This is a genomic window from Bacillus cereus group sp. BfR-BA-01523 (assembly GCF_022662615.1).
Taxonomy (GTDB): Bacteria; Bacillota; Bacilli; order Bacillales; family Bacillaceae_G; genus Bacillus_A; species Bacillus_A mycoides.
Genome location: NZ_JAKUDX010000004.1, coordinates 97690 through 113765 on the forward strand (window position 1 = coordinate 97690; position 16076 = coordinate 113765).

Consider the following 16076-nt stretch of genomic DNA (forward strand, 5'->3'; position numbering starts at 1 on the left):
TATTTGAATTCCTTTTTATTAAAATCTGCTTCTAAATAAAATATTATCTCTAAATATACAATTAAGACCCTTATATAGAAATAATAGGATTTCGATTATTTAAAAACAGCAATACTATACAATTTCATCTATTTGGTACATATACATAATACAATTTCAATTTGTGCTCTATGTGAAGTTAGCATAAATTTATAATGAAGATTTTTCAAATAATTCACATCTAACTATATACTTCCTCATAATACTATCCAGTGATTTTAACATATTTTAGGCATTTGTATATACTATTGCAAAACACATTCTTATTGAGGGGGACTTTATATGCCAACACCGTTACAAGAACAAGTTGAAGAAGCTCGTGAAACATATGTCAGTCGTATTATTTTAGTTGGTGGTTCAGCTTTATTTTTAACAGGTGGTGTTATATCTGCAATTTCAGCTTTTAAAAGTTATAACCGTTTGGCAAATACGCCACCTTCTTCAAATGATTCATAATTGCATCATTCATTCCTTTAAATAATAAAGATGCCGCCTCTACTATAGAGACGGCTTTATATAAAAACATTATTAAATTCATTTGAACTTAATTGAAAAAACGTTATAACAATTTGGTACAATGTTCAAAGTAAGGATAGATACTTTCAATTTGACAAGCTTATTTCACCACAAACCTCGTCTGACTACACCCATCCTTCTGCTTCGTTACTTCTAATACAGCTGGCATTGCATTTTTCAGTTCTTGAACGTGTGAAATTACACCGATAAAGCGACCTGATTTTTGCAAGTCGATTAGGGCGTCAACTGCTTTCGTTAATGACTCTTCATCTAATGAGCCGAATCCTTCATCGATAAACATCGTTTCGATGGAAATACCACCCTCATACGCTTGAATTACATCTGCCATTCCAAGTGCTAAGCAAAGTGATGCGTTAAATTTCTCACCGCCAGATAATGTTTTTACATCTCGGGTTTGACCTGTATATGCATCATATACATCTAATCCTAATCCACTTTGTCGATTCCTCTTTTCAACTCGTTCGCTTCGTTTTAAATAAAATTGTCCATTTGATAATTTACGTAGTCGTTCGTTCGCAATTTGAACAATTTGTTCTAAATACTCAATTAAGATGTAACGTTCAAAGGATATACGACTATCGTTATCCCCTTTCATTACTTCATATAAATCAACAAGTTCTTGGAATGCTTTTTCTTCCTCATGAATTTGTTCATCAATTCGTTTAATATTTTCATGTAAATCCGTAATATATGATACGGCGTTTTGAGCACGTTGTCGTTTTTCTTTAATAATATCAAGGCTAATTTCCAATTCTTTCACTTGCTCATCTAATGAAGAAATGTCCATATACTCTTTATCTTTTAAGTCTGCTTTTAATTCTTCAATTTGTTTTGTAAGTACTTCTAGAGATGAGTAATAACTTTGGATTTCTTGTTGTAACTTATCCATCTCAGCATCATTTAATTTGGCTTCTTTATATGTTAATTGATCTGTAAATCCGCTTTGTTCTAGCTCTTTCATAAAGCGTGTGAAGGTCTCTTCTTTCTTCTCTTTTGCACTATTAAATTGATTAGAAGCATTATCATGTTCTGCTTGAATACGTATATTTTCATTTTGCCAATGTTGATACGCCTCTTGTACTTTCTCCCATTCATCTTCCATTAACCTAAGTTCTTGCAGAGCTTGGTCAAACTGTACTTTCCAAGCTTGTACCGTTTGCAAGCTTTCCGGAATATTTTGCTTATCATGTTCATATGACGTACGAAGCTGCATACACTCCATTTCAGTACGGTGCTGCACAGTTTCTACTTCACGCTTTTGTTTCTGGAGTTCTTCTACTTTTTCTTCTACGCTTTTTATATTCACAGCAATTTGCTTACGCGTTTCTTCACTTGCTTTTAACGCATTAACTTCTGCTGCTAATTGCTTTCCTTTTTGAACGAGCGCACTATATGTTTCTACTAATTCTTCTGAGCGATAGCCTCGCTTTAGCACTTCTTCTATCACTTGTTCATATTGAACTCGATAGAAATTCCACTTTTCTTCTAATTGAACATGTAATTTTTCCGCAATATTTTTCTTTTCTCTTAGCTCATTTAACTCTTTTTCATCAATTGCATTACTTTGCTCTGTAGCTTTTTTCGGGTGGTCCATACTACCACATACTGGACAAGATTCACCATCATGTAAATGAAGAGCTAATATACCAGCTTGTTCACTTAACCAGCGGCGTTCCATATTTTCATATGTACTAACTGCCTGTTGCATCTTATGAAACGCACTTTCTTTTTCTAGTTCGTATTTTTGTTTTTCTTGCCATACATCATATGCCTGCTTTAATACTTTTGCATCTTCTCGCATATTCGTTAGTTCTTCTACTTTAGCTACATATTGTTCAAGCGCTGCTTCTAATTGCTGTAATTCGCCAGACATTCTTTGTTTTTCATTTTTATGCGCTTCTAGTTGTTCATCTAACTTTTGCATACCTTCTTTTAATTTTCCTATGTGAATTTCAGCATTTTGCAAATTTAACTTTTTCTCAGCTAATGATGCAATAATTGGCTGTAACTCTTCTAGTCTTTGAACTTGTTTTTTAGCGTTTTCTCGCTCGGATGCCTTATTCTTTAATGCTTCATATTTCTGCTGAGCAAGTGCAAAACTGTTCATTATATGCTCTTTTTTTGCGATTATCTGTTTTAACAAACTTTCAGACTGCTGTTCATATTGCATCGCTTCCTCATGCCATTGCTCAAATGGTAATAATCGCTTCGCCTGTTCCGCATGTTTAAAAGATTTTTCTTTCATTTCGATTACGGCACGGTTTTCTTGTAAAATACTGTACTTCTCATTCTTTTGTTCTAAATCTTTGAATTTCTCATTTACAGCTTTTGCTGCATGAAAATGTGCCTCTGCTTCTTTTAATTGTTTCGTTTTGTCATTTTGTTCTAAGTGTAATTGCTCAACCTCTGCATTGTAGCAAATTGTTTCTTGTTCTAATGCCTCTACTACTTGATGTGTATTTACATGCTCTTGCTCCACTAATGTCTCTAATAATGCCCCATCACGTATTGGTAATTTAAATACATTACGGAAATATAGCTCACGTTCTTTTTGTTTTTCTTGTAAGACGTCTTTCCATTGTTTACGCTTTTGATCTAATATCTCACGCATTAATTTATAACGATCTGTTTTAAAAATGCGGCGTAGTATTTCTTCTTTATTTTCCGTTTCAGATGTTAATAATTTTCGGAACTCTCCTTGCGGTAACATGACAATTTGGCTAAATTGATGTTTACTTAATCCAATTAAATCTTCAACTTTTTTATTTACATCCGTTACATGAAAACGATCGACACATGGAACTTTCTCCTCATCAATTACTTCATATAATTCGACTGCATGTCCTGTAATTGTTTTATTTCCTTGTTTTTTATGGCCCAGTTGTCGTTTAATTTCATAACTTTTTCCTTTTAATTGAAAAGTTAATTCCACACTTGTATAAACATCATCATCAGCAAATTGGCTACGAAGCATGTTAGTATCACTGCGCTCTTCTCCACTAGCTTCTCCATATAATACATAACAAATTGCATCAAAAATCGTTGTCTTTCCAGCTCCTGTATTTCCAGAAATAGCGAAAATACGATGCTCACCAAGATCTTTAAAATCGATTACTTCTTTCTGTTTATATGGACCAAACGCGGTCATTATAAGCTGAATCGGTCTCATCCTCGCTCACCTTCCCGTTCTTGCACTGTTTGCAAAACATCTAAAAATAGACGTTCTTTCTCTTCTGATAAATCTAGCCCTTTCATTTCTTTATAAAATGCTTTTAAAAGAGATAAATCATCCGTTTTATGTCTTGAAACAGTTACTTCATTTTCATCTGTGAACTCTCGTCTTTGAATAGATCTTTCAACATGCATTGCATTTGGGTATACAGAACGTATTTTTTCCATTGGCTGCAAGACAGGATTTTCATCTAATAATTTCACAAATACATAATCTTCACTCACTGGATGAAGCAATAAATCGTCTATTTTCGCTTCTACTGTACGCATTTTACGACGTGGTGTAAGTAAACGTTTTTCAATTGTTGTTTCACCTTTTTCATCCAGTTCCACAATATAATATCCTTTTTTATGCTTTTCTTCAGAAATAGAATATGCAAGTGGTGAACCTGAATAACGAATTGTCTCATTACGTACAAAATGCGCTTGATGTAAATGGCCAAGCGCCGTGTAATGAAACTTATCAAAATAATGGCTATTTACATATTCAGCACCACCAATTGAAAGTGGTCGTTCCGCATCACTCGTATTTTCCTCTGCCTCTCCTGAAGAAGTTACAAATGCATGTCCTACAAATATGTGTCTCGCTTCTTTATCCATCGTTTCAGAGAATTCGTTCATAAAAATACGCATCGCATCATCATGAGAACGAACATCTTCATTTTTCAATATATGTCTAACCATACTTGGATCTGCATACGGAACGAGATGGAAATGAACCTCTCCGTATTCATCATTTAAAACAACAGGATTGTATGGAAACTGAAATTGTCCAACAATATGTAATCCTTGTTTTTTCATTAAATTACTACCAAAATGTATGCGGTCCGGACTATCGTGGTTTCCTGCAACTGCGATTATTGGTGTTTGTAAATCAATAACTATCTTTTGTAATACATCATTTAATAAGTCTACTGCTTCTGTAGGTGGAATTGCTCGGTCATATAAATCTCCTGCAATAATTACAGCATCCGGTTTTTCCTCTTCAACAGCTTGTACAAACTGATCTAACACAATTTTTTGATCTTCAGTCATATATACACCATGAACAAGCTTACCTAAATGCCAATCCGCTGTATGAAAAAACTTCATATTACCCTTCTCCTTTTAGTTTACTGATTGTAGTGAAACAAGCTGATAATTTAGTGTAGTTTTTCCGTTCTCCCATTCTAACTTTTGGACAATTGCACTACCGATTCTTTCTTCGTTTGATTTATATAAAGGCAATATTTCTTGAATAGTAAATAGATGATAACCATCTAAAATTAATTGAAATAAATTATCTTCTATATGTAATCTTACTTCTTTTTCATTTGAAATAATTTTTGTATGCATCTCAAATTTCATGCTAGATACAACCCCTTTTTTCTAATCTCTACATTTTAATAGTATAGTGGTCATGCAAGATTGACAAGTAAATACACCGCGATGTACATACTTTTTTAATTATAAATATTTTATGTTTTTTTATATGAAATACGGTATGTGAAATTATTAATCTACAAAAATAAAAATGCCCTTTCAGGCATCCTTATTTTTGTAAGTACTCTTTCATAACGTAGTACAATACAGTTATTAATACAATCGCTACAAAAAACGCAAATACGGCCACAACATACCCATCTTTATTTAATAAAAAGCATATGGAAATAGATATTATAAAAATCGGAAACACGAGACGTACCTTAGCCTTCACTTCTTCTGTCGTATCTGTATGATGAAAATACTGTGTAATTCCTACCATAAGAGATGACAAAATAATAACCGACAATAGTAAAGGTCCTGGCATTCCGATCTCTCCTTTCTCTATTTCTAATTATATACAAACCCCGCGCTCTTTAAAAGTTAGATAATTCAGCCTTTTAACTTTTTCTACATCTACTCTTTAATTTACGCCACGTATACTAACTCAATATAAGTTATACATATAATAGCGCCTTCAACACGACATTTTCAAATAATAGCACTTACAGTAATGTTGTAATATTCCTCTTCATTCTCTGAAATCCTGCAAATATAACTCGTCAAAATATGCGATAAATACTAACACTAAGCACCTAATTTAGACAAAAATTATAGAGGACATTTCAGCATGTATCAAGAAATAAGAATAGAAAGATAAGTAAGGGAGGATTTATAATGACTGAACACGTTTTATTTTCTGTTAGCGAAAACGGCGTTGCATCTATTACTTTAAACCGTCCAAAAGCACTTAATTCTTTATCCTATGACATGTTACAACCAATTGGGCAAAAACTTAAAGAATGGGAGCAAGATGAGCGTATTGAACTCATCGTTTTAAAAGGAGCTGGGACGAAAGGTTTTTGTGCAGGTGGTGATATTAAAACGCTATACGAAGCACGTTCTAACGAAGTTGCATTACAACATGCAGAGCAGTTTTTTGAAGAAGAATATGAAATTGATACATTTATTTATCAATACAAAAAACCAATTATCGCTTGTTTAGATGGAATTGTAATGGGCGGTGGTGTCGGTCTGACAAATGGAGCGACGTATCGAATTGTAACAGAGCGTACGAAGTGGGCAATGCCTGAAATGAACATCGGTTTCTTCCCTGATGTCGGTGCTGCTTATTTCTTAAATAAAGCGCCTGGATATACTGGTCGATATGTTGCTTTAACGGCATCTATTTTAAAAGCTCCTGATGTATTATATATTAACGCTGCTGATTACTTTATGACATCAGATTCATTACCAAGTTTCCTTACCGCACTTGAAAATGTAAATTGGAAAAAAGAAGATGTACATACTCATTTAAAAGAAGTTATTCGTACATTTGCAACTGCTCCAAACTTAGATGGCAATCTTTCTTCTTCAGTAGAAGAAATTAATTCGCATTTTGCATTCGATACAATTGAGGGAATCATTCAATCGTTAGAGAAAGATCAAAGTCCATTTGCCCAAACAACGAAAGAAAAGCTATTATCCAAATCCCCTGTTTCATTAAAGGTAACATTAAAACAGTTTATTGATGGCCAAGAAAAGTCAGTTGAAGAATGTTTCGCGACAGATCTTATACTCGCTAAAAACTTCATGCGACATGAAGATTTCTTTGAAGGAGTACGCTCCGTTGTAGTTGATAAAGACCAAAATCCAAATTATAAATATAAACAATTAAGTGATGTTTCAGAAGAAGATGTAAATCGATTCTTTAACTTACTTAACGCTTAAACAAAGAGGCCATATATTGTAGCACACTCTCAGCTACTCTATATTGCCTCTTCTTTTTAGTTAAATATTTTTAAATATAATTTAATTTTATTTAACTAAAATGTATGTTAAACTAACGTTAATCGAATTTTCTAAAAACAAAAAAGGAAGGCGGATAACATTATGGAAAATTTTTTTCTGTTTATTATTATGTCTATATGTCTTATTATTCTACCCGGTCCTGATACAGCAATGGCTACGAAAAACACATTGATTGCCGGCAAAATCGGCGGCGTAAAAACTGTTTTTGGTACTTGTGTTGCGCTTTTAATTCACACTTTAGCTGCTGTAATTGGTCTTTCAGCACTTATTGTAAAGTCTGCTCTTTTATTTTCTATTTTTAAATATGTTGGTGCTGTATATTTAGTCTATATTGGTATTAAAGCCCTTTTAGCAGTAAGAAACACAGAAGACTTAAATACAGATGACGTTCCAATAAATAATGACAATAAACATACTTCTTGCTTTCGCCAAGGGTTTCTTACAAATTTACTAAACCCTAAGATTGCAGTCTTCTTTTTAACTTTTTTACCACAGTTTTTAAATCCAAATCATAATACATTTATACAACTTCTCGTTATGGGACTTACTTATCTCATTTTAACCGTCATTTGGTTTGCTTTTTATATATTTTTAATTGATAAAATTAGTGCTTTTATGAAAAAACCGAAGACACAGCGTTATATTCAAGGGATTACAGGAATCGTCTTAATTGGGTTTGGTATTAAATTAGCCTTTGAAAGAAATAGTTAACACAATACAAACGAAAATACACTACTCCATTATGAGTAGTGTATTTTCGTTTGTATTATTTTTATAATGAGTGGGAATGCACCCCACTCATTATCATTTCACTTTATTAAAACCAGCGCTCAGTTACAACTTTTTTACGTGTATAAAATTGAACGCCATCCGTACCATTTGTACCAAGATCTCCAAAGAATGAAGCTTTGTTTCCTGCAAATGCGAAGAATGCCATTGGTGCTGGAACATTAACGTTTACACCAATCATACCAGCATCAATATTGTCTCGGAATGTTTGTGCATGTTTTCCATTTGATGTATAAATAACAGCACCATTCGCAAATTTCGATTGATTTGTCAGCTTAATACCTTCTTCTAAATCTTTTACTCTTACAATACTTAATACCGGAGCGAAAATTTCATCTTGCCAAATTTTCATTTCTTGATTTACACCATCAAAGATTGTTGCACCAACAAAGTAACCTTCTCCAACTTCTTCATTAATTTTACGGCCATCTACTAGTAAAGTTGCTCCATCTGCTACACCACTATTAATATAGCCTAAAACACGTTCTTTATGAGATTCACGGATTAATGGTCCAACATAATTATCTTCGTTGAAACCGTCACCTACTTTTAACTTCTTCGTTTCCGCTACTAATACATCAATGAATTCATCAGCAATTTCATCAACTACTGCTACTACTGAACATGCCATGCAGCGCTCTCCACTACTTGCAAACGCAGACCCAATTACACCTTGTACTGTTTTTTCAAGGTTGCAATCTGGCATTACAATCGCATGGTTTTTCGCACCTGCTAACGCTTGTACACGTTTACCATTTTTTGTACCAGTTTCATATACGTAGCGTGCCACTGGCTCAGAGCCAACAAACGAAACTGCTTGAATATCTTTATTTTCTAAAATACTATTTACAACATCTTTTCCGCCTTGTACTAAATTTAATACCCCTTTTGGAAAACCAGCTTCATAGAATAACTCTACAAGTCGCTCAGCTAAAAGTGGCGTTCTTTCAGATGTTTTTAATACAAATGTATTACCGCAAGCAATTGCAAGTGGGAACATCCATAATGGAATCATCATCGGGAAGTTAAACGGTGTAATACCAGCAACAACTCCGATTGGGTAGCGCCAAATCGATCCATCAATTCCACTAGCAATATTCGGAAGAGCTTGTCCCATCATTAAATTTGGTGCTGATGTTGCAAGTTCTACCGCTTCAATACCACGCTGTACTTCACCAGTTGCATCCGTTAGCGTTTTACCGTTTTCTAGCGTAATGATTTTTGCAAGCTCTTCTTTATTTTCTTGTAACAGTTGTAGATATTTGTATAGTTGTCTTGAACGATTTGGAACTGGCACTTTAGACCATGTTTTGTATGCCGCTTTTGCCGCTTCAACAGCTTTTTCAACATCTTCTTTTGGAGAAAGTGGAACGTAAGCGATGATTTTTCCGGTTGCCGGATTCGGAACCGCTTCTACTTCCGTACCAGTAGATTCTACCCATTCGCCATTAATATGATTTTTCACTCGTTTAATTTCAGTTGTAATCATTATATTCTCTCCTTTTTTATCATGGTTTTTATAAGTGCACTATTTTTGATTAGAAATTAATTGTTCGCTAACTTTCTTATATAAAGCAGCCATATCGTTTTCACCATATCCTGCCTCACTCGCTTCTTCATATACGTTTAATAGCATCTCACTTACTGGTAAGTGAAGTTCACTTTCTTTAGCTAAATCTACTGCAAATCCTAAATCTTTCTTTAATAAATTTACAGTAAAGCCTGGCTCATAATTTTCTGATGCAATGAAACTTTTATAATTACGCTCATAAATTCTACTTTGACCGTAACTTACATTTAAAATATCAAACATTTTATCTAAATCCATATTGTTCTTTTTCGCTAATGTTAAAGCTTCACTCACACCAGCTGTATAAAAACCAATTAATAGATTGTTAATTAATTTAACAGTTGTACCACTATCAATCTGCTCACTAACATGGAAAACATTCGCTCCAAGCACTTCCATGACAGATTCAGTTTTCTCATATACTTCTTTCGATCCACCAACCATAAACGTTAATGTACGGTTTTCTGCACCAATTACCCCACCGCTAACAGGTGCTGCTAAAAAGTCTACTTTCTTTTCCTTCGCCGATTCCTCTAATTGTTTGTTTAATTGTGGAGATACTGTACTTGTATCAATTAAAGCTACATTCGAGTGGCTATTTTCAAATAATCCTTCTTCCCCAAAATATACCGCTTCCACAGCACGCGGTGAAGGCAAACTTGTAAAAATCACATCGCATGTCTCTGCTAGTTTTGAGATTGATAGGCCGATAATTCCTCCTTCTTTTTCAAAGGAAGCTTCCGCCTCTTTATTCAAGTCCACTCCATATACTGTGTAACTAGATTTAACTAAATTTTTAGACATTGGAAGACCCATGTTACCTAAACCGATAAAACCAATCTTTTTCATATCGCTTTCCTCCTATTTACACAATATATTTCCCGCGATTTATAATAACTTTCGCAATATCTCTCTTTTTCGTAAATAAGTTTGAGTATAAAGGCACTAATAATTGACGGATTTCAGCTAATATTTCTTGTCTATTTTGTTCTTCTGTGACAGCTGCTGAAAGAATGGAAATCGCAGCTTCTTCTACTTTACGATATCCTTCTTCACAAATAACACCTGTTATCATTTGCTTCGTACGCTCTTTTTCCTCACCATTTTTACTAACTGCTTTCCTCGTACGTAAAAATGCTGATTCCATGACGTACACGTCCGTCAACATATTTGATAATAAGCGTGAATATTCTTGCTCTTGCTCAATTTTTAAACCTGGAGTTTTAGAGAGCGTTTTCAAAGATTGTTTCAACAATTTTTTCGCTAATAAAATGTAACGATGGTTTCTTTCTACATTTGCCACATCAATTTCTACTTCAGCATCTTCTATTTGCTCGATTTGCTTCATTAACATTTTTGCAACTGTTAATCTATTAATTTCATTCGTTCCTTCAAAAATACGACTAATCCTAGCATCACGATATAATCGTTCTACTTCGTATTCTTGCATATAACCGTAACCACCATGAATTTGTACAGCTTCATCTACGATATAAGCGAGTGTTTCAGAAGCGTTTACTTTATTCAGTGCACATTCAATTGCAAATCGGGACATTTTTTTCATAAGATCTTCATCACTCTCATGAATTGCTTCATCAATTACACCCGCTGTACGGTAAGCTGCACTTTCTGCTCCATATGTAGAAATAATCATATTGGCAATTTTCTCTTGAATCATCGTAAAATCTACTAATTCCGTTTGGAACTGTTTTCGCTCTTTTCCATATTGAACTGACAAACCGATTGCTTGTTTTGCTGTTCCAATATTTCCAAAAGCAAGTTTTAGTCTAGCGAAGTTAAGAATATTAAGAGCTACGTGATGCCCTTTCCCAATTTCCCCTAAAATATTTTCAGCGGGGATGACAACATCTTCTAAAATAAGCGTCGCTGTTGAAGATCCTTTAATCCCCATCTTCTTTTCTTCTAATCCTATTGATACACCTTCACATGTTCTTTCGACAATAAACGCTGTCATTCCTTTATTTGTCTTCGCAAAAACAACGTATACATCTGCCATATGAGCATTTGTAATCCACTGCTTCTCACCATTCAACTTCCAAGCAGTACCATCTTCATTCAATACTGCACTCGTTTTTGCACTTAAAGCATCAGAACCAGCATTTGGCTCAGTTAAAGCATAAGCCCCAATCCATTCTCCCGATGCGATTTTCGGTAAATATTTTTCTTTCTGTTCTTTCGTTCCATAATATATGTAAGGCAACGTACCTACACCGGCGTGTATATTAAAAGAAACGCTAAATGCACCAGCGTAACCCATTTTCTCTGCTACAAGACCTGAGACAGCCTTTCCTAACTCGAATCCGCCATAATCTTCTGGTACCTCAATGCCTAATAATCCAAGTTCCCCAGCTTTCTCAAATAATTGGCGAGAAACTTTATAGTTATGTTGTTCAATATTCTCAATTTGCGGGACAATTTCTTGTTTAACGAATTGTTCTGTCGTTTTTGCAATTAAATTTTCATCCCCTGAAAAATCTTCTGGTGTAAAGAAAGTATTATTCACATCTTTATTGAGTGAAAAAAATTCATCCCATGGTAACTTCGTTTTCTCCATCTGAATCCCCCTATCATTTCGGCCTTCGTTGATCTTTGCATATGCTCGTCTACGATGAGTGGAATATCTTATTATTGAAAACAGAAGGCGATGATTTTTCACATCAAGCAGTTCGTTTTGCCAAAGATGTATTTTCATCGCCTAAATCCTTCTACCTATTGATCTTCAGATAATACTGTTTTTGCAATTCCAGTATCTAACTCTTCAAAGTCATGATATGAAATTGTTTCATATAATTCACTTCTCGTTTGCATATTAGAAAGTGCATCTTTTTGAGAACCCGTTTCCTTAATTAGCGTAAACACATTCTCATATGCTTTTGCAGCAACACGAAGTGAAGTTACAGGATAAATTACCATTTGGAAGCCCATATTCGCAAATTCCTCTGCACTATAATATGGTGTTTTTCCGAACTCAGTCATATTTGCTAGTAAAGGTGCATTCACTTTGCTAGTAAATAAACGGAATTCTTCTTCCGATTGAAGCGCTTCTGGGAATATTGCATCTGCCCCTGCTTTTACATATGCATTCGCTCTTTCAATCGCTGCATCTAATCCTTCCACGCCGCGAGCATCTGTGCGTGCTACAATATATAAACTTGGCGCAACTTCTTTAATCGCTTTAATTTTTTGAACTAATTCTTCTGTAGTAACAAGTTTCTTACCATTTAAATGCCCACATTTCTTTGGTAATTGTTGATCTTCAATCTGAACAGCCGCAACTTTCGCTTCCACCATTTCTACAGCTGTTCTCGCTACGTTTAGTACTCCACCAAATCCTGTATCAATATCAACAAGAACTGGTAAATCTGTAGCTCTAACTAGATCCCTTGCTCTCTCTGCTACTTCAGTAGACGTCACGATCCCTAAATCTGGTAGTCCTTTACTTGCAGTGTAAGCAGCTCCCGATAAATATAGAGCTGAAAAACCTGTATTTTTCGCAACAAGAGCCGCCATTGCATCATGAGCACCTGGAATTTGCAAAATTTCATTTGCTTCTACTAAAGCTCGGAAGCGATTCGCAAGCGCCTCTTGTGTTGACTGTTTATTCACAACCCAAGCCATTCTAAATTCCCCCTATTATTAAATTAAGAATAGATCTACAAATTCGTTTACATTCATATTTTCTAGTTTTTCTTCATTTAGACAAGCTTCATGGATTTTTTCTTGTTGCTTACTAGAATAATGACCTGCCATATTTGCAGTGAATTTTCGAACAACTTTTGGAATTGCTTCGTCTCTACGGAAACGGTGGCCAAGTGGGTATTCACATTCCACATTTTCTGTTACAGTACCATCTTTAAAATGAACTTGAACAGCGTTGGCGATTGAGCGCTTGTTCGGGTCAAGGTAATCTAAACTGTACTGTTTGTTTTCAACAACAACCATCTTATTACGTAATTCATCTACACGTGGATCATTCGCTACTACATCCTCATAATCATCCGCAACGATATCTCCTTTTAATAAACCTATTGCCGTAATGTATTGTAGGCAGTGATCGCGATCAGCTGGGTTATTTAATGGACCTTCTTTATCGATAATACGAATTGCTGACTCATGAGTTGTAATTGTAATACGATCAATTTCATCTAATCTTTCTTTAAGTTCCGGATGTAATTTCACTGCACATTCTGCAGCTGTTTGTGCATGGAATTCTGCTGGGAATGACACTTTGAATAATACATTTTCCATTACATAAGATTCTAGCGGTCTTGCTAATTTTAATTCTTGCTTGTTAAATAACACATCTTGGAATCCCCATCCTGGTGCAGATAATGCCGTTGGGTAACCCATTTCACCTTTTAATGCAGTCATTGCAAGATGAACACCGCGGCTCGTCGCATCACCTGCTGCCCATGATTTACGTGAACCTGTATTTGGAGCATGACGATATGTACGAAGACTAGAATTATCAATCCACGCATGTGATAATGCATTAAAGATTTCCTCACGCGTTCCGCCAAGCATTTTTGCAACTACTGCAGTCGTCGCTACTTTTACGTATAATACGTGATCAAGACCAACACGGTTTAAACTGTTTTCTAAAGCAAGTACACCTTGAATTTCATGTGCTTTAATCATCATTTCTAGTACTTCACGTACTTTTAATGGTTCTTTTCCTTCTGAAATACGAACGCGGCTAATATAATCTGCAACTGCTAAAATTCCGCCTAAGTTATCAGATGGATGTCCCCACTCTGCTGCAAGCCAAGTATCGTTATAGTCTAACCAACGGATCATACATCCGATATTAAATGCGCCTTTTACTGGATCTAGCACATAAGATGTTCCTGGTACACGTGTACCATTTGGCACGATTGTTCCTGGTACAACTGGTCCTAATAATTTCGTACACTCTGGGTATTGTAGTGCTAAAATTCCACATCCAAGTGTATCAAGTAATACGTAGCGAGCCGTACTGAATGCCTCTGCACTTGTAACCTCTTTATTTAATACATAGTCCGTAATTTCCTCTAATAATGCATCTTTTTGTTTAATTTCATTTGTTTTAATCATGCTATTCTTCCCTTTCTGTCGAAAATTCGTTATTATTAATGATGGGTGTCGGTCAAACACCCATCTGGCGGGCGGCGCTAACAACTCCCCAGTTGTTTTTATTTACTAAATGCATGTCGCTCGCCAATATAATTTACACGTGGACGGAACAAACGATTGTTCGCATGTTGCTCAATTACGTGTGCACATAGCCCTACTGTTCTAGAACTAAAGAAGATTGGTGTGTAAAGTTGAATTGGAATACCAAGCATCCAATATACTGGAGCAGCATAATAATCAAGATTCGGATAAATTCCTTTTTCCTTCTCCATAATTTTTTCTCCAGCTTCACACATTTCATATAGTGTATAATCGCCTTTCACATCACATAACTGCTTTAATGCTTCCTTCATCATAAGTGCTCTTGGATCCATCTTTTTCATATAAACACGGTGTCCAAAGCCCATAATTTTTTCTTTGTTATATAGTTTCTTCTGTAATAACTCTTCAAATTTCTCAACATTACCAGCTTCTAAAAGCATGTACATAACCGCTTCATTCGCACCGCCATGAAGACTTCCTTTTAAGGATGCAACTGCTCCTGTTAAAGCGCCGTATAAGTCGGATTGCGTTGATGCAATAACGCGTGCTGTAAATGTAGAGTTTGGCATTTCATGTTCACTATATAAAACAAGGGAACGATCAAAGATTTTCTCTTCAAGTTCAGTTGGTTTCTTTCCAGTTAACATATAGAAGAAATTCGCACTATATGACAATTCTTGAAGAGGCTCAATTGGTTCCTCATTATTTAAAATATGGTAGCTATTCGCTACAATATTTGGCACTTTACTTAAAAGCTTGTACCCTCGACTTTTATTCACTTCTAACGAGCGGTTTTCGATATCACTATCGTAACCAGCTAATGCAGACACACCTGTACGTAGCCCATCCATAGGATGCGTTTCCTTAGGCAATGCCTTTAGAACATTGAATACACCTTCTGGCACTGCATATTCTTCTTTTAATTTCTTTTCAATTGTTGCTTTCTCATCCTCATTCGGTAAACGTTCTTCTAATAAAAGGTGCACAATGTCTAAATACTCTTTTGTTTTTGAGAGTTCGATTAAATCATACCCTTGAATTACAATTTCACCTTTTACTGTGTCAAGAAACGAAATTTTCGTTTCCGCTGCTACTACACCATCTAATCCCGGGGAAAATTTTTCTTCAGCTTTCATCATTATTTCCTCCAATCCTAATAGATCTTCGTGCACATAACTGTAAGCCTTTACAATAATATGAAACTACATTTCCATTTCAATGTATCAGAGTTTTTAGAAGATTTCAATTTATTTTATAATGATAAGTTTCCTATACTTTTACCGATGTAATAATACAATTTTTCAAAAATAACTTTCACCTTTTATAAAGAAAGGACAGACATCCTTTTACAATTTTTTAAAACGAAATATAACAATTATCCATATAACCCCACTAAATATACCTTTAATCCCTTTTTCTTCAACAAACATAAAAAACCGAGCTGCACTCATGCACAGCTCGG

13 protein-coding genes are annotated in these 16076 nt (G+C 35.0%); 3 read left to right on the forward strand and 10 right to left on the reverse strand.

What is annotated here, in order from left to right; all coding sequences use genetic code 11:
• The first annotated feature begins 321 nt into the window (after positions 1 to 321).
• A complete protein-coding gene (locus MR066_RS12450; RefSeq protein ID WP_002031929.1) occupies positions 322 to 495 on the forward strand; it encodes a hypothetical protein in 174 nt (57 codons plus the stop codon).
• 160 nt (positions 496 to 655) lie between these two features.
• On the opposite strand, the gene MR066_RS12455 is transcribed toward MR066_RS12450, so the two are convergent.
• From MR066_RS12455 to MR066_RS12470, 4 genes are all read right to left on the reverse strand, one after another.
• Positions 656 to 3745, reverse strand: a complete 3090-nt coding sequence (locus MR066_RS12455; RefSeq protein ID WP_242247384.1) for an AAA family ATPase — start codon at positions 3743 to 3745, stop codon at positions 656 to 658.
• Positions 3742 to 4899: an exonuclease SbcCD subunit D gene (locus tag MR066_RS12460; RefSeq protein WP_242247385.1), complete on the reverse strand. Its 1158-nt coding sequence runs from the start codon at positions 4897 to 4899 to the stop codon at positions 3742 to 3744. The genes MR066_RS12455 and MR066_RS12460 overlap by 4 nt, the downstream gene beginning before the upstream one ends.
• A 15-nt stretch (positions 4900 to 4914) precedes the next feature.
• Positions 4915 to 5154, reverse strand: a complete 240-nt coding sequence (locus MR066_RS12465) for a DUF2584 family protein (RefSeq protein WP_002085739.1) — start codon at positions 5152 to 5154, stop codon at positions 4915 to 4917.
• A gap of 184 nt (positions 5155 to 5338) precedes the next feature.
• Positions 5339 to 5596, reverse strand: coding sequence for a hypothetical protein (locus tag MR066_RS12470; protein ID WP_002012747.1), 258 nt, complete (start codon positions 5594 to 5596; stop codon positions 5339 to 5341).
• A gap of 350 nt (positions 5597 to 5946) precedes the next feature.
• Here MR066_RS12470 and MR066_RS12475 point away from each other — a divergent pair, with 350 nt between their 5' ends.
• Both MR066_RS12475 and MR066_RS12480 read left to right on the forward strand, forming a co-directional pair.
• Entirely contained in the window at positions 5947 to 6999 is a 1053-nt protein-coding gene (locus MR066_RS12475; RefSeq protein WP_002031857.1) for an enoyl-CoA hydratase/isomerase family protein, read from the forward strand.
• Between the two features lie 159 nt (positions 7000 to 7158).
• Positions 7159 to 7791, forward strand: coding sequence for a LysE family translocator (locus MR066_RS12480; protein WP_242247561.1), 633 nt, complete (start codon positions 7159 to 7161; stop codon positions 7789 to 7791).
• 106 nt (positions 7792 to 7897) lie between these two features.
• Here MR066_RS12480 and MR066_RS12485 read toward each other — a convergent pair whose 3' ends face one another.
• The 6 genes from MR066_RS12485 to mmgD form a co-directional block, all read right to left on the reverse strand.
• The gene (locus MR066_RS12485) at positions 7898 to 9358 is read right to left on the reverse strand and encodes a CoA-acylating methylmalonate-semialdehyde dehydrogenase (RefSeq protein ID WP_113937822.1); all 1461 of its coding nucleotides are present in this window, start codon (positions 9356 to 9358) and stop codon (positions 7898 to 7900) included.
• A 39-nt stretch (positions 9359 to 9397) separates the two neighbouring features.
• On the reverse strand, positions 9398 to 10288 hold the full coding sequence (locus MR066_RS12490; RefSeq protein ID WP_002031851.1) for an NAD(P)-dependent oxidoreductase: 891 nt from the start codon (positions 10286 to 10288) through the stop codon (positions 9398 to 9400).
• Between the two features lie 16 nt (positions 10289 to 10304).
• Positions 10305 to 12014 (reverse strand): acyl-CoA dehydrogenase family protein, encoded by a 1710-nt coding sequence (locus MR066_RS12495; RefSeq protein ID WP_242247386.1) that lies wholly within the window; start codon positions 12012 to 12014, stop codon positions 10305 to 10307.
• Between the two features lie 155 nt (positions 12015 to 12169).
• The gene (prpB, locus tag MR066_RS12500) at positions 12170 to 13078 is read right to left on the reverse strand and encodes a methylisocitrate lyase (RefSeq protein WP_242247387.1); all 909 of its coding nucleotides are present in this window, start codon (positions 13076 to 13078) and stop codon (positions 12170 to 12172) included.
• 18 nt (positions 13079 to 13096) lie between these two features.
• The gene (gene prpD, locus MR066_RS12505; RefSeq protein ID WP_002085755.1) at positions 13097 to 14533 is read right to left on the reverse strand and encodes a 2-methylcitrate dehydratase; all 1437 of its coding nucleotides are present in this window, start codon (positions 14531 to 14533) and stop codon (positions 13097 to 13099) included.
• A 98-nt stretch (positions 14534 to 14631) separates the two neighbouring features.
• Positions 14632 to 15753 carry a citrate synthase gene (gene mmgD / locus MR066_RS12510; RefSeq protein ID WP_002127276.1) on the reverse strand — a complete coding sequence of 374 codons (1122 nt, stop codon included), beginning with the start codon at positions 15751 to 15753 and terminating at the stop codon, positions 14632 to 14634.
• Positions 15754 to 16076 lie beyond the last annotated feature (323 nt).